Source organism: Streptomyces sp. T028 (assembly GCF_048159505.1).
Classification (GTDB): Bacteria; Actinomycetota; Actinomycetes; order Streptomycetales; family Streptomycetaceae; genus Streptomyces.
Genome location: NZ_JBLRVZ010000076.1, coordinates 1 through 23,977 on the forward strand (window position 1 = coordinate 1; position 23,977 = coordinate 23,977).

Annotated in this window: 15 protein-coding genes and 1 riboswitch; of the genes, 7 read left to right on the forward strand and 8 right to left on the reverse strand. The window is 72.7% G+C overall.

Features of this window, described 5'->3' with window-relative positions:
- Positions 1 to 414: 414 nt before the first annotated feature.
- A complete protein-coding gene (locus tag ACLZN2_RS47950; RefSeq protein WP_416986370.1) occupies positions 415 to 963 on the reverse strand; it encodes a MarR family winged helix-turn-helix transcriptional regulator in 549 nt (182 codons plus the stop codon).
- 104 nt (positions 964 to 1,067) lie between these two features.
- On the opposite strand from ACLZN2_RS47950, the gene ACLZN2_RS47955 reads away from it, so the two are divergent.
- Positions 1,068 to 2,360 (forward strand): MFS transporter, encoded by a 1,293-nt coding sequence (locus ACLZN2_RS47955; protein ID WP_416986371.1) that lies wholly within the window; start codon positions 1,068 to 1,070, stop codon positions 2,358 to 2,360.
- A 58-nt stretch (positions 2,361 to 2,418) separates the two neighbouring features.
- Here ACLZN2_RS47955 and ACLZN2_RS47960 read toward each other — a convergent pair whose 3' ends face one another.
- The 3 genes from ACLZN2_RS47960 to ACLZN2_RS47970 all read right to left on the reverse strand — a co-directional run bounded on the left by ACLZN2_RS47960 (position 2,419) and on the right by ACLZN2_RS47970 (position 6,508).
- Complete coding sequence (locus tag ACLZN2_RS47960; RefSeq protein WP_416986372.1) at positions 2,419 to 3,207, reverse strand: class I SAM-dependent methyltransferase; 789 nt, start codon at positions 3,205 to 3,207, stop codon at positions 2,419 to 2,421.
- Positions 3,208 to 3,240: 33 nt separating this feature from the next.
- Positions 3,241 to 4,905: an ATP-binding SpoIIE family protein phosphatase gene (locus ACLZN2_RS47965; protein WP_416986373.1), complete on the reverse strand. Its 1,665-nt coding sequence runs from the start codon at positions 4,903 to 4,905 to the stop codon at positions 3,241 to 3,243.
- Between the two features lie 223 nt (positions 4,906 to 5,128).
- Entirely contained in the window at positions 5,129 to 6,508 is a 1,380-nt protein-coding gene (locus ACLZN2_RS47970) for an NAD(P)/FAD-dependent oxidoreductase (protein WP_416986374.1), read from the reverse strand.
- 378 nt (positions 6,509 to 6,886) lie between these two features.
- Between ACLZN2_RS47970 and ACLZN2_RS47975 the strand changes: the two genes are divergently transcribed.
- Together ACLZN2_RS47975 and ACLZN2_RS47980 are read left to right on the forward strand one after the other, a co-directional pair.
- Complete coding sequence (locus ACLZN2_RS47975) at positions 6,887 to 7,702, forward strand: TetR/AcrR family transcriptional regulator (protein ID WP_416986375.1); 816 nt, start codon at positions 6,887 to 6,889, stop codon at positions 7,700 to 7,702.
- A gap of 315 nt (positions 7,703 to 8,017) precedes the next feature.
- Positions 8,018 to 9,868, forward strand: a complete 1,851-nt coding sequence (locus ACLZN2_RS47980) for a sigma-70 family RNA polymerase sigma factor (RefSeq protein WP_416986376.1) — start codon at positions 8,018 to 8,020, stop codon at positions 9,866 to 9,868.
- Here ACLZN2_RS47980 and ACLZN2_RS47985 read toward each other — a convergent pair.
- Together ACLZN2_RS47985 and ACLZN2_RS47990 are read right to left on the reverse strand one after the other, a co-directional pair.
- Positions 9,855 to 13,313, reverse strand: coding sequence for an AfsR/SARP family transcriptional regulator (locus ACLZN2_RS47985; protein ID WP_416986377.1), 3,459 nt, complete (start codon positions 13,311 to 13,313; stop codon positions 9,855 to 9,857). The two genes, ACLZN2_RS47980 and ACLZN2_RS47985, sit on opposite strands and share 14 nt — an antisense overlap.
- 312 nt (positions 13,314 to 13,625) lie before the next feature.
- Positions 13,626 to 15,755: an asparagine synthase-related protein gene (locus ACLZN2_RS47990; RefSeq protein ID WP_416986378.1), complete on the reverse strand. Its 2,130-nt coding sequence runs from the start codon at positions 15,753 to 15,755 to the stop codon at positions 13,626 to 13,628.
- A gap of 706 nt (positions 15,756 to 16,461) precedes the next feature.
- Between ACLZN2_RS47990 and ACLZN2_RS47995 the strand changes: the two genes are divergently transcribed.
- The 4 genes from ACLZN2_RS47995 to ACLZN2_RS48010 all read left to right on the forward strand — a co-directional run bounded on the left by ACLZN2_RS47995 (position 16,462) and on the right by ACLZN2_RS48010 (position 21,588).
- Positions 16,462 to 17,886: an MFS transporter gene (locus ACLZN2_RS47995; RefSeq protein WP_416986379.1), complete on the forward strand. Its 1,425-nt coding sequence runs from the start codon at positions 16,462 to 16,464 to the stop codon at positions 17,884 to 17,886.
- Positions 17,887 to 18,067: 181 nt separating this feature from the next.
- Positions 18,068 to 19,276, forward strand: a complete 1,209-nt coding sequence (lhgO, locus tag ACLZN2_RS48000; RefSeq protein ID WP_416986411.1) for an L-2-hydroxyglutarate oxidase — start codon at positions 18,068 to 18,070, stop codon at positions 19,274 to 19,276.
- Between the two features lie 42 nt (positions 19,277 to 19,318).
- Positions 19,319 to 20,149: a tRNA (guanosine(46)-N7)-methyltransferase TrmB gene (trmB, locus tag ACLZN2_RS48005; RefSeq protein ID WP_416986380.1), complete on the forward strand. Its 831-nt coding sequence runs from the start codon at positions 19,319 to 19,321 to the stop codon at positions 20,147 to 20,149.
- A gap of 47 nt (positions 20,150 to 20,196) precedes the next feature.
- Positions 20,197 to 21,588, forward strand: a complete 1,392-nt coding sequence (locus ACLZN2_RS48010) for a PrsW family intramembrane metalloprotease (RefSeq protein WP_416986381.1) — start codon at positions 20,197 to 20,199, stop codon at positions 21,586 to 21,588.
- Between the two features lie 74 nt (positions 21,589 to 21,662).
- Here ACLZN2_RS48010 and ACLZN2_RS48015 read toward each other — a convergent pair whose 3' ends face one another.
- Together ACLZN2_RS48015 and ACLZN2_RS48020 are read right to left on the reverse strand one after the other, a co-directional pair.
- The gene (locus tag ACLZN2_RS48015; RefSeq protein ID WP_416986382.1) at positions 21,663 to 22,610 is read right to left on the reverse strand and encodes an aldo/keto reductase; all 948 of its coding nucleotides are present in this window, start codon (positions 22,608 to 22,610) and stop codon (positions 21,663 to 21,665) included.
- Between the two features lie 101 nt (positions 22,611 to 22,711).
- On the reverse strand, positions 22,712 to 23,764 hold the full coding sequence (locus ACLZN2_RS48020) for a M23 family metallopeptidase (protein ID WP_416986383.1): 1,053 nt from the start codon (positions 23,762 to 23,764) through the stop codon (positions 22,712 to 22,714).
- A 7-nt stretch (positions 23,765 to 23,771) separates the two neighbouring features.
- Positions 23,772 to 23,939: riboswitch (cyclic di-AMP (ydaO/yuaA leader) on the reverse strand.
- Positions 23,940 to 23,977 lie beyond the last annotated feature (38 nt).

Here is a 23,977-nt window from a genome sequence, read left to right on the forward strand (position 1 = left end):
TCCGACTCTATCAGATCTTTTCTCGATCCGATTTCCTCGGTGCTTTCCAGGTTCCCGCTTTTGTTTCGCGGTTTCCTTTCCGGCGGTTCCGACTCTATCAGATCCTTTCGGCGTCTGATTCCCAGTCGGCGGGTGTTGTCTTCCCAGCCCTTCGGCCGTTCCGACGTCCCAAACCTTAGCGGATCCGTCCGGCGGTTCCTAATCGAGCCGCCGGCCCCAAATCGAATTGAATTCGGGCGCGCCAAATTCGACCCCGTTGGGAGATCGTGCTGATGGTTTGAGGTGCCGCTGCTGCGGCGGGAGTGTCACCGAAGAACCGTTCCGGCTCCCCGACAACCCGAAGAACTTTACTCACCTCGCGGAAGCGTGTCAAGCGTCCCGCGTCAACATCTTTTCTGTCCTAGTCGGCTCGGGTCAGTCCAGGTCGCTGAGCCGACCGCCGGCGTCCGGCTGGGCGTGCTCCACCCGGCGTAGGAGCCTGGTCAGCACGTCTCCGAGGGTCGTGCGTTCTTCCGGGGAGAGGTCCTGGAGCAGATCCTCCTCGAAGACCGAGGCCAGGCGCATCGCCTCCAGCCACTTCTCCCTCCCCTCCGGCGTCAGCTCCACGATGACGCGCACCCGGTTGGACTCGTCCCGTTCCCGGGTCACCAGTCCCTCGGTGACCATGCGGTCGATCCGGTGGGTCATCGCGGCCGGCGTCAGACCGAGGCGCTTGGCCAGGTCGCTGGGGCCCAGGCGGTAGGGGACGCCGGAGAGGACGAGGGCCTTGAGGACCTCCCACTCGGCGCTGCTGATGCCGAGCTCGGCGGTCTGGCGGCCGTAGGCGACGCTCATCCGGCGGTTGAGCCGGGAGAGCGCCGAGACGATCTTCTCGACCTGGGGGTCGAGGTCCCGGAACTCGCGCTGGTAGGCGGCGATCTGTTCTTCGAGCGTCGGCTCTGTGACGCCGGGGGTCTCGGCCATGTGCGCAGTATCGCATGCACTTCCTTTGCCTTGAAGTCCTTCGATCTGTACTCTTTAGTATCGAACTTTAGGATTGAAGTCTTCACTCCTAACTAGTGAGAGAGGTGAACGTGACCAGGGCCAAGGGCGCAGCGATGCGCCGGATCCACGTGGGCAACGCACTCAGCGCGTTCGGGCTCGGCTTCACGGTCCCCTACCTGTACGTCTATGTGGCGCAGGTGCGGGGTCTTGGGGCCATGACGGCGGGGCTGGTGCTCACCGTCTTCGCCGTGGCCGCGCTGATCGTGCTGCCGTTCGCCGGACGGGCGATCGTGCGGCGCGGTCCACTGCCGGTCCTGCTGGCCGCCCTGGTCACCGCTGCCGTCGGCGCGCTGGGCCTGGGAGTGGCCGGCACCGCCACCGCCGTTCTGGCCGCGTCCGCCGCGCTCGGTGCCGGGCAGGCCGTGATGCAGCCGGCGCTGGCGACGATGATCGTGGACTGCTCGACGACGGAGACGCGGTCGCGGGCGTTCGCCATGCAGTTCTTCCTGCAGAACCTCGGGCTGGGCATCGGCGGGCTCATCGGCGGTCATCTCGTCGACGCCACGCGCGTGTCGTCGTTCACGCTGCTGTTCGCGATCGAGGCGGCGATGTTCCTGCTGCTGGTCGTGGTGATGGCGACGGTGCGGGTGCCGTCCGCGCCGCGGGTCGGGGACGCGCCCCGGCGGTCCGCCCGGGGCGGCTGGCGGCAGCTGCTCGGCAACCGGGCCATGGTGCAGCTGTCCGTACTGGGCTTCGTGCTGTTCTTCGCCTGCTACGGGCAGTTCGAGTCGGGGCTGAGTGCGTACGGGGTCGAGGCCGCCGGGATCTCGACGTCGGCGCTCGGTACGGCGCTGGCCGCCAACACGGCCGTGATCGTCGTCGCGCAGTTCGCCGTGCTGAGGTTCGTCGAGCGGCAGAAGCGGTCGCGGGTGATCGCGGCCGTGGGGCTGATCTGGGCCGTGGCATGGGTCGTGGCGGGGTACGCCGGGCTGGGGCACGGGAGCCAGGAGATGGCGACGGCGGCGTTCGTGTCGACGTACGCGCTGTTCGGGCTGGGTGAGGCGATGCTGTCGCCGACGGTGGCGCCGCTGGTGGCCGATCTCGCGCCGAACGGGATGGCGGGGCAGTACAACTCCGTGTTCGCCCTGGTGAAGCAGCTCGCGCTGGCCGTGGGGCCGGCGGTGGGCGGGCCGATGGGGGCCTCGCTGCACGCGCCGTACATCGTGACGTTCCTGCTGTTCTCGCTGGGGATCACCTGCCTTGCGCTGCGGCTGGGGCGGCAGCTGACCGCCGTACAGGATCAGCCGTGGCTGGCGCGGAACCGGGTGGTGGCCAAGGGTGGGGCCGCTGTGGAGCCGGTGGCCGCGGAGGCGTAGGACGTGTGACAGCGGCCGTCGTTCCTGGGAGGGACCGACGGCCGCCCCTTTTGTGTGATCAGCGGACCGCTGTCACCAGGGTTGCGGTGAAGGGGAAGGTCGCCGTGCCCGGGGGGAGGTGGGCGTGGATGGTGCCGGCGGCTTCCGTGAGGGTCTGTTCGGGCAGCGCGCTGGTCACGGAGAGGGAGGAGAGGTGGGCGGGGACGTACTCCTCGAGCGGGGAGAGTTCGATGTCGTACGTGAGGTCGCGGTGGGCCGTGGTGCGGTAGCCCGCCTGGCGCAGGGCGTCGGTCAGGCGGTCGGCAGTGCAGGCGAAGCCCGCTCGGTAGCGGGCCGCCGCCTCGGGACCGGCGTACGTCTGCAGGGCGTGGTGCTGGGCGACGCAGTACGGGGACTCGTCCATGCGGGTCCAGACGGTGGCGGCGAAGCGGCCGCCGGGGCGGGTGACGCGGGCAGCTTCACGCAGGGCCGCGTCGAGGTCGGCGAAGTACTGGGCGGCCTGCTGACAGAGGACCACGTCGAAGGAACGGTCGGCGTGGGGGAGGTCGTCGGCGGGGGCCGCGGTGAACTCGATGTCCGGGTAGAGGCGGGGGTGGCGCTCTCGGGCGACCTCGAGGCGGCCCTCGTCGATGTCGATGCCGTGGACCCGGCCCGCGGGGCCGACCTGGGCGGCCGCGGCACGGGCCGCGAAGCCAGTGCCGCAGGCGAGGTCGAGAACGGTGGCGCCGGGAAAGAGGTCCGCGGCGTCCACCAGTGCGGTGACGAAGGGCGCCATGAGGGGCGCGACGTAGTGTTCGTAGCGCTCGGGGGCGCTTCCCTTGAGGTGAAAGCCCGTTGCATCTGCCATTGGGAAGCAATTAGCACCGGGGAGCGGGTTCGCCTAGGTGGTCGGCAGGACGAACTCGCACCACACCGCCTTTCCGCCGCCCGGAGTGCGTCGGCTGCCCCAGTTGGAGGCGATCGTGGCGACGATCGCGATGCCCCGGCCGGACTCGTCGCCCGGTTCGGCGCGGCGGCGGCGCGGGAGGTGGTCGTCGCCGTCGGTGACCTCGATGATCAGGCGGCGGTCGGTGCGGCGCAGCCGCAGCCGCATGGGCGGGGTGCCGTGCTGGAGGGAGTTGGCGACGAGTTCGCTGGTGGCGAGGACGCCCGCGTCGTGGAGGTCGCTGGGGAAGCGCCAGCTGGTGAGGACACCTGAGGCGAAGGCACGCGCGCGTGGGGCCGCTTCGACGCCGCCGAGCAGTTCGAGGGCGGCGTTGCGGAAGAGTTCGCTGTCGGCGCCGGTGCGGGCGGGGTGCTGGAGGACCAGGACGGCCACGTCGTCGTCGTGGTCGGCGGTGACGCCGGCCGAGCGGACCAGGCGGTCGCAGACGACCTGCGGGGTGCCGGTGGCGCCGGCCAGGGCGCGCTCCAGGGCGGCGATGCCTTCGTCGAGGTCCTCGTCGCGGCGCTCGACCAGGCCGTCGGTGTAGAGGACGGCGGTGGAGCCGGGGCCGAGGGGGACGGAGCCGGATGCGTGAATCCAGCCGCCGGTACCGAGGGGCGGACCGGTGGGTTCGTCGGCGCGCTGGACGTGGCCCTGGTCGTCGCGGACCAGGATGGGGAGGTGACCGGCCGAGGCGTACACCAGGCGGCCCTCGTTGGGGTCGTGGACAGCGTAGACGCAGGTGGCGATCTGGTTGGCGTCGATCTCGGTGGCGAGGCCGTCGAGGAGCTGGAGTACCTCGTGCGGAGGGAGGTCGAGGCGGGCGTATGCGCGTACGGCGGTGCGGAGCTGGCCCATGACGGCCGCCGCGCGGACGCCTCGGCCCATGACGTCGCCGATGACGAGGGCGGTGCGGCCGCCGCCGAGGGTGATGACGTCGTACCAGTCGCCGCCGACGGCGGCCTCGGTGCCGCCGGGCTGGTAGGTGGCGGCGATCCGCAGGTCGTCCGGTTGTTCTAGTTCCTGGGGGAGGAGGGAGCGCTGGAGGGTGACGGCGGTCTCGCGCTGGCGGCGTTCGCTGGCGCGCAGGCGTTCGGCGGCCTCGGCGTGGTCCGTGACGTCGGTGGCGAATACGAGGACGGCGCGGTCGGCGCTGCCCGCGCCTTCGCCGTCGGCCTCGGCCACGGGGGTGCAGGTGAACGTGTAGTGGCGGCCGTCGGGGGCCTTGCGGGACTTCAGGGTGCGGGGTTTGCCGCTGCGCAGGGCCTGGTCGAGGAGGGGCATGAGGCCGAGGTCGCGCAGTTCCGGGAGGGCCTCGGCGGCGGGTTCGCCGCAGGAGCGTACGCCGAAGGCCGCCGTGTAGGCGTCGTTGACGTAGGCGAGGCGGTGGTCGGCGCCGTGGACGAGGGCGACGAGGGCCGGGACGCGGTCGAGGACCTCACGGACCGGGAGTTCGTCGACTGCGGGCACGGGCGGCGGCTCGTCGGTCAGTTGTTCGGCGCGGGCCGCGGGTACGGAGCCCTCGCTCCGCCGGTCCGTGGTGGTGACCGTGTGCTCGGCCCGCGCGGCGGCGCGGCGCTGAGTTCCGGGGAGCCGGGCGCTCCAGCGCGTGAAGTTCACGAATCCTTGCCTCGTGTAGTCGTCGTCGGCCGGCTCCGGCCCGGCCTGGGCTCCGGGGGCCGCGTGGCGGTGGCCGCACATTGTCGCAGCACCCGGGTGGTGGAGCAGGTGGGAACAGCCTCGTGGGTGGGGGCCATGAGCAGGGAGCAGTCTGGCAGGGTGGCCGCGGTCCGGGCCGACATTCGTCAGACGTGGGGGCGGCCGGTGGAGTTCCTGGATCGGGTCAGGACGACCCCTTCGGGTCGTCGGAGGACTCGTCAGAAGGCTTTCCACCGGCAGCGAGTTCGAACTCGGCGCGGGGATGTTCGAGGGATCCCAGAGAGACGATCTCGCGTTTGAAGAGCCCGGCGAGGATCCATTCGGCGAGCACGCGTGCCTTGCGGTTGAAGGTGGGCACGCGGCTGAGGTGGTAGGCGCGGTGCATGAACCAGGCGGGGTAGCCCTTGAGCTTGCGGCCGTAGAGGTGGGCGACGCCCTTGTGGAGGCCGAGTGAGGCGACCGAGCCGACGTATGTGTGGGCGTACGTCCGGAGGGGTTCGCCGCGCAGGGAGTGCGTGATGTTGTCGCCGAGGAGCTTGGCCTGGCGGACGGCGTGCTGGGCGTTGGGGGCGGTCTCCCTGCCGGGTTCGGCGGCTGTGACATCGGGGACGGCGGCGGCGTCTCCGGCCGCCCACGCGTGCGTGACGCCGTCGATGGTCAGCTCGGGGGTGCATTTCAGCCGACCTCGTTCGGTGCGGGGGAGGTCGGTGGCGTCGAGCAGGGGGTGGGGTTTGACGCCGGCGGTCCACACGACCGTACGGGTCGGGAAGCGGGCGCCGTCGCTGAGGACGGCGATACGGTCGGCGCAGGACTCCAGGCGGGTGTTCAGGCGGACGTCGATGTTGCGTCGGCGCAGTTCACTGACGGTGTAGCGGCCCATGTCCGCGCCGACCTCCGGCAGGATCCGGTCGGAGGCCTCGACGAGGATCCACTTCATGTCCCCGGGCTTGACGTTGTGGTAGTAGCGCGTGGTGTAGCGGGCCATGTCCTCCAGTTCGCCGAGGGCCTCCACGCCGGCGAAGCCGCCGCCGACGAAGACGAAGGTGAGGGCGGCGTCACGGATGGCCGGGTCGCGGGTGGAGGAGGCGATGTCCATCTGTTCGATGACGTGGTTGCGCAGCCCGATGGCCTCCTCGACGGTCCTGAAGCCGATGGCGTGGTCGGCGAGGCCGGGGATGGGGAGCGTGCGGGAGACGGAGCCGGGCGCGAGGACGAGTTCGTCGTACGTCAGCTGCTGGGCGCCGGTGCCCTCCTCCTCGGTGGCGAGGGTGGTGAGGGTGGCGGTGCGTTTGGCGTGGTCGACGGCGGTGACCTCGCCGACGACGACCCGGCAGTGCGGCAGGACGCGGCGCAGGGGGACGACGACGTGCCGGGGGGAGACCGCGCCGGCGGCCGCCTCGGGAAGGAACGGCTGATAGGTCATGTATGGCTCGGGGGTGACGACGGTGATCTCCGCGTCGCCCCTTGCGAGTTCCTGTTTCAGATTCCGCTGGAGCCGCAGTGCCGTGTACATCCCGACGTAGCCACCGCCGACAACGAGAATGCGCGCACGTTCCTTCACCATCCCATGACGCACCCGTCGCCGGAGTTTGTCCACAGCCCCGACCATTTGTGTGACCGCGAGTCGTGTGGGCGCGGGGTTGGCCGAAACACCGGCGTGCGGGGAAGGTGTGCAGGTCAGAAGGTGTGCGCCGGGGTGCGGGAAGGGGTGCAATCGGGACGTAAACGACCCGTACTCCGATCGGGGGGCGCTCCGTGCGGAACGTGCCCCTTCTGAATTGACTGCCTCTCAACTATGTTCGTGTCGACGGGGTGTCAGGGGGAAGCGTGCTCCATGGATCCGCGACGGGCGGGTCCGGGAAGCGGTCCCCGTTCCATGCGCCCCGGAATTCGATGGCGGGGAGTGTCTCCGGGGGGAGACGACATTACCGGGGGATCAATCATGCACATTCAGGACACGCATTGGTCGTCCGCCGCCGCGCTCGCGCACGGCGGCGGCGTGAGTGCGGCGGTGGGCAACGGACGCGGGGACGGCCCGCGGACCACGCCGCTGCGCGTGGATGCACAGCGCAATCTTGAGCACGTCCTGCGGGCGGCGCGCGAGGTGTTCGGCGAGCTGGGCTACGGCGCGCCGATGGAGGACGTGGCGCGGCGCGCGCGGGTGGGTGTGGGGACCGTGTACCGGCGGTTCCCGAGCAAGGACGTCCTGGTCCGGCGGATAGCCGAGGAGGAGACGTCCCGGCTGACCGACCAGGCGCGGGCGGCGCTCGGCCAGGAGGACGAGCCGTGGTCGGCGCTGTCGCGCTTCCTGCGGACCTCGGTGGCCTCGGGTGCCGGGCGGCTGCTGCCGCCGCAGGTGCTGCGTGTCGGCGCCTTCGCCGAGGACGGCGCGGAGGGCTCGGCGGTCGAGGAGGCGCGGGTGCCGCAGCAGCGGACCCAGCCGGGCGGCGGTGAGCTGCGGCTGGTCGCCGAGGACGGTGCGGTGACGGGTGCCTCGGTGGGCTCTGCGGACCCCGCGGGTTCGGTGGGCTCCGTGGGTGATGACGCGGGGGCGGCGGCGCTGCTCGACGTGGTGGGCCAGCTCGTGGAGCGGGCGCGGGCTGCGGGTGAGCTGCGGCCGGATGTGTCGGTGTCGGACGTGCTGCTGGTGATCGCGACGGCGGCGCCCTCGCTGCCGGACCCGGCGCAGCAGGCGGCGGCGTCGGCTCGGCTGCTGGACATCCTGCTGGAGGGGCTGCGCTCGCGGCCGTCCTCCTGAGGACCCGCACTCGTGGCCGACCCCTTGAGGGGCGGGCCACGGATCACTCGAAGGGGTGGGCGGGGTGAGGGTGTGTCGACGCTCTCGCTCCGGCCCGCCCCGCTCGAGCATTCGGGACATTTCACCCTGGTGGCCCAACTCCTGCCCGTAGCACGACAGTTGAACCTTCCCCGTACGGGTGAAGGTTAGTGCTGGAATGCGACAAGTCCCCACGAACGAGTGGCCGACCCTTACCGCCCGGTTCTGAACAAAAGCCAATATGGCACTCTGGCCCGGTATCGGAACCGACAGGGCAGGCGGCGGGGGCTTTCCGCGATGAGTGGTGACGGGCGGGACGAACAGGTGCCGAGCCAGGGCAGACGCACCGACTCGCCGGAGGGCGGCGTCCCCGCGCAATGGGAGCGGTCCGGCGACGGCGTACTGCCGCCGCCCCGGGATCTGCCGCCCGCCGACACCGACCTGATCGCCCGGATGCGCGGGGGCGAGGACACGGCGTACGAGGAGTTGTACCGGCGCCATGCCGACGCCGTGCGCCGCTACGCGCGTACCTGCTGCCGGGACGCCCATACGGCCGACGACCTCACCGCCGAGGTCTTCGCCCGCATGCTCCAGGCCGTACGCGGCGGCTCCGGGCCCGAGTACGCCGTCCGCGCCTATCTGCTCACCTCCGTCCGGCGCGTCGCCGCGGGCTGGACGCAGTCGGCGAAGCGCGAGCAGCTCGTCGACGACTTCGCCCTGTTCGCCGCCCGGGCCGGCCGCTCCTCGGAGGTCTCCGACGACGACACTCAGGACCTCGGCGCCGATGTGCGCGCCCTGCACGAGGCCGAGCAGTCCATGGCCATGCGGGCCTTCCGCTCACTGCCCGAGCGCTGGCAGGCGGTGCTCTGGCACACCGAGGTCGAGGACGAGTCGCCGAGCGAGGTCGCGATGCTCTTCGGCCTCGACGCCAACGGCACGCGCGTGCTCGCCAGCCGCGCCCGCGAGGGCCTCAAGCAGGCCTACCTCCAGGCCCACGTCAGCGCCACCCTCACCAGCGACGAGGAGTGCGCCCGCTACGCCGACCAGCTCGGCAGCTACGCCCGACGCCGACTGCGCACCCGGGCCGAACGCGGGCTGCGCAAGCACCTGGAGGAGTGCGCCAGGTGTCGGCTCGCCGCCCTGCAGATCGAGGAGGTGGCGAGCAGCATCCCGGCCGTCGTGCCGATCGCGGTCATCGGCTGGTTCGGCGCCGCCGGGTACGCCAAGGCGCTCGGGCTCATCGCGGGCGGTGCCGGGGCCGGGGCGGCGGGTGCCGCCGGCGCGGCCGCGGCGGCGGGAAGTGGCGGGGCCTCCGGCGGGGCCGGCGCCGGTGGGGGTGCGGCGGCCTCGGAGGGACTGGGCGCGCCCGTGAAGGCGGGGATCGCCGCCGGTGTCGTGGCTGTCGCGGCCGCCGCGGTGGCCCTCGCCCTCGTCGGCGACGAGAGCCCCGCGAGGGCGCCCGGGGCCGCGCCAGCGGCCTCCGTGCCCGTGGTCCGCCCGCAGGACCCGACGCCCACTCCCACGCGTACGACGAAGTCGCCCGAGCCGGAGCGACCGCCGACGATCGTCCCCGCGGCGGCCCCGACCCCGACGCCCACCCCCACTGCACGGCGGACGTCCGCACCGGCACCCGCCCCCACGCCGTCCGTCACACCCACACCCACGGCGACACCCACGCCCACCCGGACGTCGGCACCCACTCCCCCGCCCGCCCCGGCCGTCTACCCGCTGAGCGAGCTGTCCTTCGACGTCAACGGCGACGGCACCGGCCCCGAGATCCGGCTGAGCGGCAGCAGCTGGGTGTGGCAGCGGAACGAGGTGTCCATCGCCGACCTGCAGTACGCGCGCGGGGTGACCGTGCACGGCCGGTCGTCCGTCACCGTCGACCTCAACCGACCCTGCACCTCCTACGACGCGCTGGTCGGCCTCGACGACCTGACGCTGAGGCTCGGCAAGGTGACCTTCTCCGTCTACGCCGACGGCGTCCGCCTGTGGACGTCCGGGACCATGAAGGGCGGCGACCCCGCCGTGCCCGTCCATGTGGACCTCGGCGGCCGGACGTCCGTCCGGCTCGTGGTCGAACCGCACAGCCACGTCGACGGGGTGGCCCTCGCGGACTGGGCCGAGTCGACGTTCACCTGCTCGTAGCGGCCGGCGGGCTCACGGCTTCCGCCGGGTGGGCCCGTACGCCCTCGGCGAGCTCCTCCAGGACGCCGGTCACTGTCAGGTCCGCGCCCCGGGCCCGCTCGGCGGCATGACGCTCGGCGCCGAGGGCCCGACGGGCCTCGGACTCGGCGCGCTCGGCACGCTCGTGCTGCAGGGCGGCACGGGCGTGGGGGCCGCGCAGACGGTCGGCCGCCACCAGCAGCCTGACCGTGCGCGGGTGGTCCCCCAGCCGGGCCAGCAGATCCGCCGCGCCGTCCACGAGGGCCGAGGTGATCGCCTCGGCACACTGTTCGGCCACCGCCCGGCGCAGCCCTTCGGCGAGCATCGGCAGAGCCTGCTCCGGGCCGGACTCCTCGGCGGTGAGCTGCGCGTCGAGCAGGGTCACCGCGGCCGTGAACTGCGGCGGCGGAGTCCCTTGCCGCGCCTCCTCGATGGTCGCGTCGCACAGCTCGCGCGCGTGGACGACGTTCCCCTCCTCCAGCGCGATGCAGGCGCGCAGCAGGATCACGAAGGCCCGGGCGTCCGCCACTCCGTAGTGGTCGGCGGCGGTGCTCGCCTCGTCCAGGACGGCTACGGCACCGGTGAGATCGCCCGAGCGGTAGGCGATCTCCGCGAGGCGGGCCATCAGGAACGGCGCCTCGGTGTACGCACCGACCTCGTAGGCGAGCCGCAGCGCCTCCCGGTACTCCGCCTCCGCCTGCGCGAACCGGCCCCGCGCCATCTCCGCCTCGCCCGCCGCGCTGCACACCTGGGCCCGCATCCAACGGTCGCCGACCCGCCGGCTGATCGCGCGCAACTCCGCCAGGTCGTCGTCCACGCCGACCAGCCCGCCGGAGGAGTCGACGACCGTGTGCGTACGGAACATCAGGGTGCAGCCCAGCTCCCAGTCTCCGCCGTGGGCACGGCAGTTGGCGACGGCCGCGTCCAGGATGCGGCGGACGTCGATCGTGCCCCGCAGCTGGAAGGCCGCCGCCACCGGCCAGACCAGCCCCGGCATCCGGGCCGCTCGGGGGCCGCCCGGCTGGAAGCAGGCCTGGAGGCGATCGAGGTAGGTCCGGTGACGGGGGTCGCCGTCGACCTCCCTGGGATCGGACTCGGAGAGCAGGAACACATGCAGCATCCGCAGGTCCAACCGCTGCTCATGCCTCGGGTGACCGCCGGATTCGTCCTCGTCGGCCGGTCGGTTGTCGGCCGGCTCGGCGAGGAAGGCCTCGATCAGGTCCACGGCGGCCATGCGTTCGGCGAGGTCGGCGGGGACGGGGAGGGAGCGGCAGGTGAGGGCGGGGCCCTTAGTGGTGGGGGGTGCGGTGTCCGCGGGCGGGGCGGGGAGCGTGTCCAGGGCCGCGCCCAGGCGCAGGGTGCGGTCGGCCCAGGCGGCGCCCTCCCGGCGGTAGTTGCGCAGCCACCAGAACCAGCCCATGGCGAGGCAGAGGGCGGCGGCCTCCTCCTCGTCGGCCGTCGTGATCGCGCGCTGGATCGCCACCCGGATGTTGTCCAGCTCGGTCTCCAGTCGGGCGATCCACGGGAGTTGCTCGGCGGAGCGGAGCAAGGGGGCGGCCCGCTCCACGAGCGCGCGCACCCACGCGCGGTGCCGTCGCTCCGCCGCCACACGCGCGTGCGGGTCCTCGGCGGCGCGCTCCACGGCGTACTCGTGGATCGTCTCCAGCATGCGATAGCGCATGCCTTCGTCGCCGTCGCCGCCCTCACCGCCGTCGTGCGCGTACGGGGCGGCCACCACCAGTGACTTGTCGACGAGCGCCCCGACGAGGTCGGCGACCGGGCCGGAGCACACGGCCTCGGCGGCCTCCAGGTCCCAGCCGCCCGCGAAGACGGACAGCTCGCGCAGCAGGGTCCGCTCCGGTTCGTCGAGCAGGTCCCAGGACCAGTCGACGACGGCCCGCAGGGTCTGCTGGCGAGGCAGGGCCGTGCGACTCCCCGACGTGAGGAGGCGGAAGCGGTTGTCGAGGCGGTCGGCGATCTGGCGGGGCGTGAGCAGCCGGAGCCGGGCGGCGGCAAGCTCGATGGCCAGGGGCAGGCCGTCGAGCCTTCGGCAGATCTCCGCGACCGCCTCCTCGTCCCGCTCGTGCAGGGCGGTGGCCGCGGTGGGGCGTACGGCCGCGGCGCGCTCCCTGAAGAGGCGGTGCGCCTGCTCGGGAAGCAGGGGCTCCACCGGGCGCACCGACTCGCCGGGGACACCCAGGGGTTCACGGCTGGTGGCGAGGATCGTGAGCCCCGGGCAGCGGGTGAGGAGCGTCTCGGCGAGGGTGGCGGCCGCGTCGATGACATGCTCGCAGTTGTCAAGGATCAGGAGCTGGCTGCGCGGGGCGCAGTACTCGACGAGCAGAGCGACCGGGTCGTCCTGCGGGGTGGCCAGGTCGGTGGTCATGAGGGCGGTCTCGCGCAGACCGAGGGCGCTGACCACCGCGCCCGGTACCGCCTCCGGCCGGTCGAGCGGCGCCAGCTCGACCAGCCAGGCCTGCGGGAGCCCGGCGGCGGCTTCCTCGGCGAGACGGGTCTTTCCGGAGCCGCCCGGTCCGGTGAGGGTGACGAGGCGGGCCCTGTGCACTTCGGAACGGATGGCGTCGAGCTCGGGTTCCCGGCCCACGAAAGAGGTAAGACGCGGACGGATGTTGCCGTTTCGCTCGGGGGGCGGGGGTGGTGTGAGAGGGGCCGTCCGGGGCCGAGGCCGGAATCGGGGCAGGGGCTCCGGGGGGTCGAGGAGTTCGGTGTGGAGGGTGCGCAGTTCCGGGCCCGGGTCGGTGCCCAGGGCGTCGGCGAAGGTGCGGCGGGCGGTCTCGTACGCGACGAGGGCGTCTGCGGAGCGGCCCGTGTCACGCAGGGCGCGGATGAGGAGGGCGTGCAGGCGTTCGTCGTACGGGTGTGCAGCGGCGAGTTCCCTGAGGCGGGGTACGGCTTCACGGGCGCGGCCGAGGAGGAGGTCGGCCTCGGCGCGGGCGCGGGTGGCTTCGAGATGGAGTGCCTCGGGGCGGACGGCGGCGGTGCGGTCGGGGAGGTCGGCGAGGGCGGGGCCGCGCCAGAGGGCGAGGGCCTCGTCCAGGGTGCGGGCGGCGGTCTCGGGGTCGCCGCCCTGCTGGAGGGTGGTGGTGGCCTCGCGCACGAGCCGTTCGAAGACGTGGAGGTCCACGTCTTCCTCGGTGGCGGTGAGGAGGTAGCCGCCGGGGGTGGAGGTGACGATGTCCTTGCCGAGGGTGCGGCGGAGGCGGCCGATGAGGGCCTGGAGGGCGGCGGGGGCGTCCTGGGGTGGGGTGTCGGGCCAGATCTCGTCGATGAGGGTCTCTGGGGGTGTGGGGTGGCCCGGGCGGAGGGCCAGGGCGGTGAGGAGGGTGCGGAGGCGGGGGGCGGTGAGGGGTATGGGGGTGCCCTGGTCGTCCTCGGTCTGGGTGATGCCCAGGATTTTGAACCGCACGGGGTCATTGTCGCCGGGGGGTGGGGTGGGGGCACGGGGTTTGTGGTGCGGGGTGTCGGGACCGGGGGTGGGCTGGTGAGCGTCGGTTTCTGGTTGCCCGGGGTCGGTGCCGGCCGGGGGTGGGTTTCGCTCCCCCGCGCCGGCGGGGTGCCGCCGCGCCCACCCGTGCCGCCCCAGCGGCACGACTGCCCGCAGCGGCGGCAGGTTTTCAGGAGACCCGGCTGCGACCCCCCAGGGGCGCGGGGAACTGCGCGACCAACCCCCGACGGCCCGCACCCGAAAGGCGGCTTCGGCTGCCCGCGGTCCCCAGGTTCAGCCTCCGGAGGACACCGCGCGGCGTTGGGGAGCGATGCCTGCCGGTACCGCGCGGGCGCGGCCCGGAGTGCCGGTCCAGCAGGTACCCCGGCGGGAGAGGAGGCGGTGGAGCCAGAGTTCGAGGGAGATGAGGTCGGCGAGGCCGGGCAGGGGGAGGGGTTCGCCGGAGGCCGCCGCGCGGACCGCCTTGCGGACGACCCGGGCCTCGATCAGGCCCGCCTCCGCGAGGAGGGGCGCGTCGAAGAGGGTGAGGAGGGGGTCGATGGCGAGGCGCAGGCCGTTGCGGGCGGCCGTCGCGGTGGTGCCGTGGGCGGGCGCGCCCCAGCCGGGCGGCAGGTCGGTGATACCGGCGCCCTTGAGGACGGTCCGGAGGATCGCGGCACGCGCGCCGGGCTGCACGCGCAGGGTCTCGGGCAGCGCTCGGCACGCGCGCACGACCTGGTTGTCGAGGAAGGGGGCGTGCAGCCGCTGGGAGCGGATCTCGGCGGCCTGTTCGAGGATGCGCAGGTCGGCCGCGTGCCGGGTGAGGGCGGCACGCGCGCGGTAGTCGCCCGGACGCTGGCCGGGGCCGACCCCGGCACGATGGGCCGAATTCTGCAGAAGAACCGATACTTCAGCCAGCGCCTCTCCCGTCAGCCAGCGCGCCGCCGGGCCGGGTCCGGCCCAGGTGAGCGCCGCCAGCGAGGCCCCGACCGCGCCTCCCGGGTCGTCCTCGAAGCTGCGGTGCAGCAGACGGTCGGCGAGGTTCTCGACGCCCGCGCGGTACGGCGTACGGGCGAGTCTTCGAGCCGCTCCGTACACGCGCGCGGGGACGAGGACCGAGCCGTCCGCCTTGGTGAGGGCCGCCACGGGGCGGACCAGGTGGCGGCGCTTGCGGTCCATCAGGAGATCCGCCAGGCGCGCCGGGTGGGCGTCAAGGACCTGCCGGGCGCCGTAGCCGGTGAAGTGGTCGGCGCTGCCCGCCGCGAGACGCGCGCGGTGGCGGGCGGCGGTCACCAGGCTGGGGCCGGGTTCGTCGGTCAGCGGGCCGTCCAGGTCGGCGTACGGCAGGGTCTCCTCGGCGCCGGTCACGACGACGTGGTGCAGGCGCGGGTTGGCGGCCAGGGCGCCGGCCCGTTGCAGTTCCTCCTCACGCGCGCGTGTCGTCAGGTCGTTGAAGGTGACCGCCAGCAGCCGCTCCCCCGCGCCCGTGCCGTGGCCCAGGACGGTACCCGGCATACCGGGCAGGCCGGCCGCCAGCAGGGCCAGCGTGCCGGAGGCCGGGCCGCCGGAGAGGTCGGCGCCGATGCCCGGCACCGGCATCCCTCGCGCCGCGCGCCGCTCGGCGGGACCCATTCCGGGCACGGGACCGGGATCGATGTCGGGCACGTGTCTGGGCGCGGACAGACGCGCGCGTACGGCGTCTACGAGCGCGTCGCGCACCGCGTCGACCGCCGCGTCCGGGTCGGCCGGCGGTGCCGCCACGGCGAGGGACGCGACCGGGTCGTACCCCGCGATCTCACGCGCCCCGGCGCGCAGGATCAGCGCGTGCCCCGGCGGAACGCGCCGCACACCGTCGTACGGGGTGGAGTCGTGCAGGGCGGCCGGGACGTCGGGGGCGGCCAGGAGCGCGGCGAGGTGGCCGAAGTCGAGGTTGGCCTCGATGAGGTCGGCGAGCGGCAGCGCGGCCGTGGCGTAGGCAGTTCCGCCGGCCCAGGGGGTGTGGAACACCGGGCGGGCGCCCGCGAGGTCGCCGCAGACGGTGATGCGCCGGCCGACCTGGACAACTGCGGTGTAGCTGCCCGGCCAGGCCGTCAGATGGCGCAGCGCGCCCCCGCGCGCGGCGAACAGTCCGACGCGCAGCTGCTCGTCGCTCGCCCCGCAGGTGCCGAGGACCGCGATCCGGGTCTGCGGGTCGGCCTTCACCACCCGTACCTCGTCGGGGCGCCAGTCACCGACCGCCCACAGCGGATCGGGGTCGCCCCACAGGAGTTGGGAGCCGACGGGGTGCAAGGTCTCGCCGTCGTAGCCGACTTGCCCGCCGTAGGTGTCGCCGCCGTCGTAACGGCCTTCGTCGCGGCCGCCGTGACCGACGGCTCCGCCCAGCGCACCCGCGGCGGTGCTGCTCCACCCCACCAACCACCGCATCGACGCCTCCACGGGCTGTGGACAACCGAGTGCACCGTACGAACGGTTCACCATGCTGCCACGAAGAACGCGCCACAGAGGGAGGCGACGCCGCTTGTGATCCGGGGAGTGCGCCCGCGTCGACGCGTCGGCGCCGGACTGGGCGACCGCATGCACCCCGGTGTCTGCGGCATGAATGCGCCCCCGGTACGCTCCCCCAAGACGCCCTGTGCGCCCTCGATTTCCATGGTCGGAGGCGTTGTCACCCATGGAACGCAGGGTCGATTTTCAGCCAAATCCGGCACGGGCGCGCCGCGTTGACCATTCCCCGCGCAGGCTCCGCACACGCTCCGTACACACGCGCGTACCCGTCATGAGCCGCGCCGGTCCGGGAGGCGGAAGGCGCCCCCCGGACCGCTCCGCCGCCCGCGGGGATGAAGGCGGCGGTGTCCCCCAGCCCACTGGATCCAGTACAGCGGGCCGACCCACGCACGACCCATGGAACCGCTCCCCCGATGGCCGGAGAAGAGCGCACGCACGGGCGCACGGCCACACAGCGGGAGCACGCGGCGACGGACCGTACCGAAGCCCGCACTTCAGCACGGACCACAATCCCGCCAACCGGCAGAATGCCCCTTAACGCTTGGGATGCGGCGAACTACGCTGGGTTTACGAATGCCGCGTGGTTATGCCAGAGCGGCAGCCGGATGTGTCGAGGGGTGGCGCAATGTCCAGGGAGCAACGCGGGCCGAACGAAAAGCTCGGCGCCGTTCTCGCCCTCGCGGGAATCAGCAACGCAGGACTCGCGCGACGCGTCAACGACCTTGGCGCTCAACGCGGGTTGACTCTTCGCTACGACAAGACGTCCGTGGCGCGCTGGGTGTCGAAGGGCATGGTGCCGCAGGGCGCCGCGCCGCACCTCATCGCGGCCGCCATCGGGCAGAAGCTCGGCCGCCCGGTGCCGCTCCACGAGATCGGCCTGGCGGACGCGGACCCCGCCCCCGAAGTGGGCCTCGCCTTCCCCAGAGACGTCGCCCAGGCCGTGCGCTCGGCGACGGAGCTGTACCGCCTCGACCTCGCGGGCCGGCGGGCCGGCTCGGGGGGCATCTGGCAGTCCCTGGCCGGATCATTCGCAGTAAGCGCATACGCAACGCCCGCGTCGCGCTGGCTGATAACCCCGGCCGACAGTTCGGTGGCGCGTGAGGCCCACTCCCTGGAGGGGACCGGCGCACCGCTCAAAGTCGGCCACAGCGATGTGCAGAAGCTGCGGGAGGCCGCCGAGGACGCCAGGCGGTGGGACTCCAAGTACGGGGGCGGGGACTGGCGTTCGTCGATGGTTCCGGAGTGCCTGCGGGTGGAGGCGGCACCGCTGCTGCTCGGCTCGTACTCCGACGAAGTCGGGCGGGCCCTGTTCGGGGCGAGCGCCGAACTGACCCGGCTGGCCGGATGGATGGCCTTCGACACCGGTCAGCAGGAGGCCGCTCAGCGGTACTACATCCAGGCGCTGCGGCTCGCGCGCGCGGCGGCGGACGTACCTCTCGGCGGGTACGTGCTGGCGTCGATGTCGCTGCAGGCGACGTACCGGGGCTTCGGCGACGAGGGCGTCGACCTCGCGCAGGCCGCCCTGGAGCGCAACCGGGGGCTGGCGACCGCCCGCACGATGAGCTTCTTCCGTCTCGTCGAGGCACGCGCGCATGCCCGCGCGGGTGACGCGCAGGCCGCGGGTGCGGCGCTGAAGGCCGCGGAGAGCTGGCTGGAGCGGGCGCGGGAAGGGGATCACGACCCTTCGTGGCTCGGGTTCTACTCGTATGACCGGTTCGCAGCCGACGCGGCCGAGTGCTACCGGGATCTGAAGGCGCCTCGGCAGGTGCGGCGCTTCACCGAGCAGGCGCTGTCGAAGCCCACGGAGGAGTTCGTGCGGTCGCACGGGCTCAGGCTGGTCGTTTCCGCCGTCGCCGAGCTGGAGTCGGGGAATCTTGACGCGGCGTGCGAGCAGGGGGTGCGCGCCGTGGAGGTGGCTGGGCGGATCTCGTCCGCGCGGACCACGGAGTACGTGAAGGATCTTCTGCATCGGCTGGAGCCTTATGGCGACGAGCCGCGGGTTGTGGAGCTGCGGGAGCGGGCTCGGCCGCTTTTGATGGCTCCGGCCTAAGGAGCTTCGCCTCTCGTCTGCCTGGTGCTGTGGTCTTGCGGGTTCCGGTGCGTGGTGGCTTGTCGCGCCCACGCGGCGGAGCCGCATATCGGGCACAGCCCCGCGCCCCTGACCGGTACTGCCGTTTCCCTCGGTTTGAAGGCGCTGTCAGTGGTGCAGTGCACTATCGGAGGCGGAGGTGGTGCTGGTGGTGGCGTACGACTGTGACGTGCTCGTGATCGGTGGGGGGATCGTCGGGCTGTCGACCGCGTATGCGATCTCCCGTGCCGCGCCGGGATCCCGGGTGACCGTGCTGGAGAAGGAGCCGGGACCGGCCCGGCATCAGACCGGGCGGAACAGTGGGGTGATCCACAGCGGGATCTACTACCGGCCCGGGTCGCTGAAGGCGCGGTACGCGGTGCGGGGCGCCGCTGAGATGACCAAGTTCTGCGCGGAGTACGGCATCGCACACGCCGTCACCGGCAAGCTGATCGTCGCCACGGAGCGCGACGAGCTGCCTCGGCTGCACGGACTCGTGCAGCGCGGCCGGGAGAACGGGATACCGGTGCGGGAACTGGGCACCACCCAGATCGCGGAGTACGAGCCGGAGGTGCGGGGGCTCGCCGCGATCCACGTCGGGACGACCGGGATCTGTGACTTCACCGCGGTCGCCCGGCAGCTGGGGGAGGCGTCCGGGGCGGAGATCCGGTACGGCGCCGAGGTGGTGCGCGTCGACCGGCGGGCCGACCGGGGCGTGGCCGTGCTCACCGCGCGCGGGGACGTCGTCCGGGGACGGGTGCTGGTGAACTGCGCCGGGCTGTACTGCGACGAGATCGCACGGCTGACGGGGGACGAGCCGGGCGTGCGAATCGTGCCGTTCCGGGGCGAGTACTACGAGCTGGCGCGGCCGGATCTGGTGCGGGGGCTGGTGTATCCGGTGCCCGATCCGGCGTTCCCGTTCCTCGGGGTGCATCTGACCAGGGGCATCGACGGTGGGGTGCACGTGGGGCCCAATGCGGTGCCGGCACTGGCCCGGGAGGGGTACGGCTGGGGAGTCGTACGGCCCCGGGAGGCACTTGCGACGGCGGCGTGGCCCGGTGTGTGGCGGATGGGACGCCGGCACTGGCGGTACGGGGCCGGGGAGCTGCGGCGGTCGGTGTCCAAGGGGGCGTTCGTGGAGGCGGTGGGGCGGTTGTTGCCGGCGGTGCGGGAGGGGGACCTGGTGCGTGCGGCGGCGGGTGTGCGGGCGCAGGCCGTCCTGCGGGACGGGGGCCTCGTGGACGACTTCCTGATACGGGAGGGCGCCCGGGCGGTGCATGTGCTGAACGCGCCCTCGCCCGCGGCGACGGCCTCGCTGCCGATCGGGCGGGAGGTGGCCCGCAGGGCTCTGGAGGTGCTGGGGACCCGGTGAGAGCCTGTGAGCCCGGTGCACGGCAGTAAAATCGACCTCACTGTGTCTGATTCCGTGAACACCCCCGAAGTCCCCCGGCCCGCTCCCGGCGGCGAGCACCACCCGGGTCAGTCCGTCCGGCATACCCGGGCCAAGGGGGAGCCGCGCTTCCCCGACGGTCCCAAGGCGGACCCGGCCGGGTCGCACTTCGAGCGGCGGATCAGGAGCTTCCAGCCCCGGCGCAGCCGGGTGACGGCCGGACAGGCCGACGCCCTGCAGCGGCTGTGGTCGCGGTGGGGTCTCGACATCGACGGGCATGCCGTCGACCTCGCCGAGCTGTTCGGGAACGACAGACCCGTGGTGCTGGAGATCGGGTTCGGGATGGGCGAGGCCACCGCGCAGATGGCCGCCGCCGCCCCCGACACCAACATCCTCGCCGTGGATGTGCACACCCCCGGCCAGGGCAATCTGCTCAATCTCGCGGACCGGGGCGGGATGGACAACGTCCGGGTGGCCAACGGCGACGCGATCATCCTGCTGCGGGAGATGCTGGCACCCGACTCGCTGGCCGGGCTACGCGTCTATTTCCCCGACCCCTGGCCCAAGAAGCGCCATCACAAGCGGCGCCTCATCCAGCCGGAGTTCCTCAGCCTGGCCGCGACGCGGCTGCGGCCGGGGGCGATCGTGCACTGCGCGACCGACTGGGAGCCGTACGCGGAGCAGATGCTGGACGTCCTCACCGCGCACTCCGACTTCGAGAACACACAGGCCGACGGCGGATTCGCGCCCCGGCCCACGTTCCGGCCGCTGACCCGTTTCGAGGGCCAGGGGCTGGACAAGGGTCATGTGGTGAACGACCTCCTCTTTCGTCGCGTACAGCACGGCGACCGCTGACCGACAGCCCGTCCACCACAGTCCCCTCCCTCGTTAGGGTCGATGCCGTGGCCATCAGTCACCCGTTTCCGCCGTACCCACCGCACCCGGGCGGCCCAGCCGAGGACGCCGGGAGCAGGCGAGTGCACTGGTGGCGGAGGAGATCGGTCCGGTACGGGGCGCTCGTCACGCTGCTGACACTGTCCGGGCTGGTGATCCTGGCGCTGGTGCGGGAGCAGACCGGCACCGAGGGGTTCCTCGTCGGGCTGGGGCTCGCGGTGCTGCCGGTGCCGCTGTTGATAGCCGCCTTCCGGTGGCTGGACCGGGTGGAGCCCGGGCCCTGGCGGAACCTGGTGTTCGCCTTCGCCTGGGGCGCGTGCGCGGCCGCGCTGATCGCGATCGTCGCCAACAGTTTCGCCACCCGGTGGATAGCCACGGCCACCGCCGATCCGTCCGGCGCGGACACCCTCGGGGCGACGGTCATAGCACCCGTCGTCGAGGAGTCCGCCAAGGCGGCCGCGATCCTCCTGGTCTTCCTCTTCCGCAGACGGGACTTCACCGGGCTGGTCGACGGGGTGGTCATCGCCGGGGTCACCGCCACCGGCTTCGCGTTCACCGAGAACATCCTCTACCTGGGCACCGCGTTCGGCACCGACCAGCTCAGCGGTGACAGCGGCATCGCCTCCGTCACGGCCGCGACGTTCTTCGTGCGGATCGTCATGTCGCCGTTCGCGCACCCCCTGTTCACCGTGCTGACCGGTCTGGGCTTCGGGTTCGCGGCGCGCGCCGGGGACCGTCAACATCTGCGGCGGATCTTCGTCCCGCTGGCCGGGCTGCTCCTCGCGATGGGCATGCACGCCCTGTGGAACGGCTCCTCGACCTTCGGCGAGCTGGGGTTCTTCGCGGTGTACGCGTCCTTCATGGTGCCCGCGTTCGGGCTGCTCACCTGGCTGGTGGTGTGGACCCGCCAGCGGGAGCTGCGCACGGTCCGCGAGGAGCTGCCCGCGTACACGGCGGCGGGCTGGCTCAGCCCGGCCGAGCCGTACGCGCTCGGCTCGATGCGGGCGCGGCGGCTGGCCCGCGAGTACGCCAAGCGGCATCTGGGCCGGCCGGCCGCGCGGGCGGTCGCCGAGTACGAGGCCTACGCGACCTCTCTCGCGTTCCTTCGGCACCGGGGGCGCAGCGGGCGGGCGGGCGCCGACTTCGTCGTACGGGAGAGGGAGTTGCTGAACGAGCTGTGGCGGCGCCGGGAGGTCGCACGGCCGGCGCTGGATCACGCGGCGCGCATGACGGTGCCTGCGGCGCCCGGTCCGGTGTACGGGTACGGCATACCGCAGGGGTACGGGTACGGCGGCCCGCAGGTGTACGGGTACCTCAGCAGCGGCCCGCAGGAGTGCTACGGGTACGGGTACGGGTATCCGGCGGGGCCGTATCCCGTCCAGAACCCCTACCAGTCGTAGCGAGTCGTAGGGGTCGGGGCGGTTCGGCACCACCGGAAAGCACCACCGGAAAGCACCGCCGGAAAGAGAGATGCCTAGGCCGAGGCCACCGTCAGCCTCGTGATCTCCTCCTCCGTCAGCTCCAGGTCAGCCACCGCCAGCAGGGCCGGCAACTGCTCCAGGGTGCGGGCCGAGGCGATCGGGGCGACGACCGTCGGCTGGGCGGCGAGCCAGGCCAGGGCGACCGTGGCGACCTCGGAGCCATGGGCCAGGGCGATCTCGTCGAGGGCGGCGAGGACGCGGACGCCCCGCTCGGTGTCGAGGTGCTTGCCGGCGCCCGCGGCGGCCCGCGGTCCCTCCACCGTCGTACCGGGCCGGTACTTGCCGGTGAGGAAGCCGGAGGCCAGGGCGAAGTAGGGGGCGGCGGCGAGGCCGGAGCGGGCCGCGAGGTCCTGCAGACCGCCCTCGTAGGTGTCGCGGGAGACCAGGTTGTAGTGCGGCTGGAGGGCGACGTACCGGGCGAGGCCCTCGCGGTCGGAGAACTCCAGGGACTCACGGAGGCGTTCGGGGGAGATGTTGGAGGCGGCGATGTGCCGCACCTTGCCCGCCTTCACCAGTTCGTCGAGCGCGCCGATGATCTCCTCGACCGGCACCTCGGGCTTGTCGAAGTGGGTGTAGTAGAGGTCGATGCGGTCGGTGCCGAGGCGGGTGAGGGAGGCGTCGGCGGCGGCCCTGATGTTGGCGGCGGTCAGGCCCGGGAAGTCGGGGTGCTGGCTGACCTTGGTGGCGATGACGACGTCGTCGCGGTTGCCGCGCTTGGTCAGCCACGTGCCGATGACGGTCTCGGACTCGCCGCCGCTGTTGCCGTCGACCCACGCGGAGTAGGAGTCGGCGGTGTCGACGAAGTTGCCGCCGGCGGCGGTGTAGGCGTCGAGGACGGCGAAGGAGGTCGCCTCGTCGGCGGTCCAGCCGAAGACGTTGCCGCCGAGGGAGAGGGGGAAGACCTCGAGGTCGGAGGAGCCGAGCTTGCGCAGAGAAGTCATGTCCTACGTCAACAACTGCTTCGGAGCGGCCCATTCCGTCCGCCGTACGGAAGAGTACGAAGAACGTGTGAACGGAACCGCTGCGAGCGGGACGAGCTCCCTTACGGGTTGAGGCCCTTGCTCCGCAGCCAGGCCAACGGGTCGATGCCGTCGGCGGCGCCGCCCGGGTGGACCTCCAGGTGGAGGTGGGCGCCGGTCACGTTGCCGGTGGCGCCCACGCGGCCGATCACGTCACCGGTCGAGACCTTCTGGCCGGCGCTGACGCTGATCGAGGACTGGTGGCAGAACCACAGCTCGGTGCCGTCGTCCAGGGTGAGGATGGTGCGGTAGCCGTAGGAGCCCGCCCAGCCCGCCTCGGTGATGGTGCCGCTGTGGACGGCCTTGATGAGGGTGCCGGTGGGAGCGGCGAAGTCCAGGCCGGTGTGGTACCCGGAGGACCAGTAGGCGCCGGCCTGGCCGAAGGTCGCGGTGAGCGTGTACGAGGAGGTCGGCAGCGTGTACTGCTTGGCGAGCTCGGCCAGGCGGGCGGCCTCGGCCTTCTCCTTGGCGGCCTGCTCGGCCTTCTCCTTCGCGGCGGCGGCCTCGGCCTCGGCCTCCTTCTCGGCCTTGGCGACGGCGGCAGCCTCCGCCTTGGCCGCGGTGGCCTCGGCGGCGGCCTGGGCGCGGTCGGCGACCTGGGTCTGCTGCGACTCGGCCTGCGCCATGATCCGCTCGCGCAGCGCCTCGCCGGCGTCGGCGGCACCGCTCTGGTCGGTCGCGGCGGGGGCCTCGGAGCCGAAGTTGGCCAGCGCGGGCCCGGCGTCCTGGCCGGAGTCGTCGTCGGAGATCAGGGAGCCCACGGAGGGCAGGTCCGGCATGGAGATGGAGACCGGGGGCTTGCCGGTGTTGGCGCTGGCCATGCCGCCGGCGCTGAACGCGGCGATGACGCCGACGCCGAGGACGGTGGAGCTGCGGGCGAACCCTCCGCCGCCGGTGCGCTGCTTGGCGACCCGGTGCTTGCCCCGGACCGGGGCGATGGACTCCTCGGTGGGATTCCACTCCTGCCAGGGGCCCTCGTCGCCGTGGTAGCTGCCGTAGCCGAAGGTCTCGGAATCGGAAGAGGAACGCTGGCTCGGCACGAAGGGGGCTTCGGGAGCAGGGCGGTTGGACGCCACGCGGGCGTTCTCCTTTCCTTCCGTCGCCTACCGGGTTAGCTGACGGGTTCGGAGCGGGAAGGTCTCCTACGCGCGTAAACCGTTCGTGACTCTGCGAGTTCACGGCGGCTTCCGCGTGATTCACCCCAAGGTGGTGGTTCCCCGGTTCCCTTACGGGATTCGGCGCGTGCGCACGGAGCCGCCTCTTGTGACGGCTGGGACGACCGCGCTGCG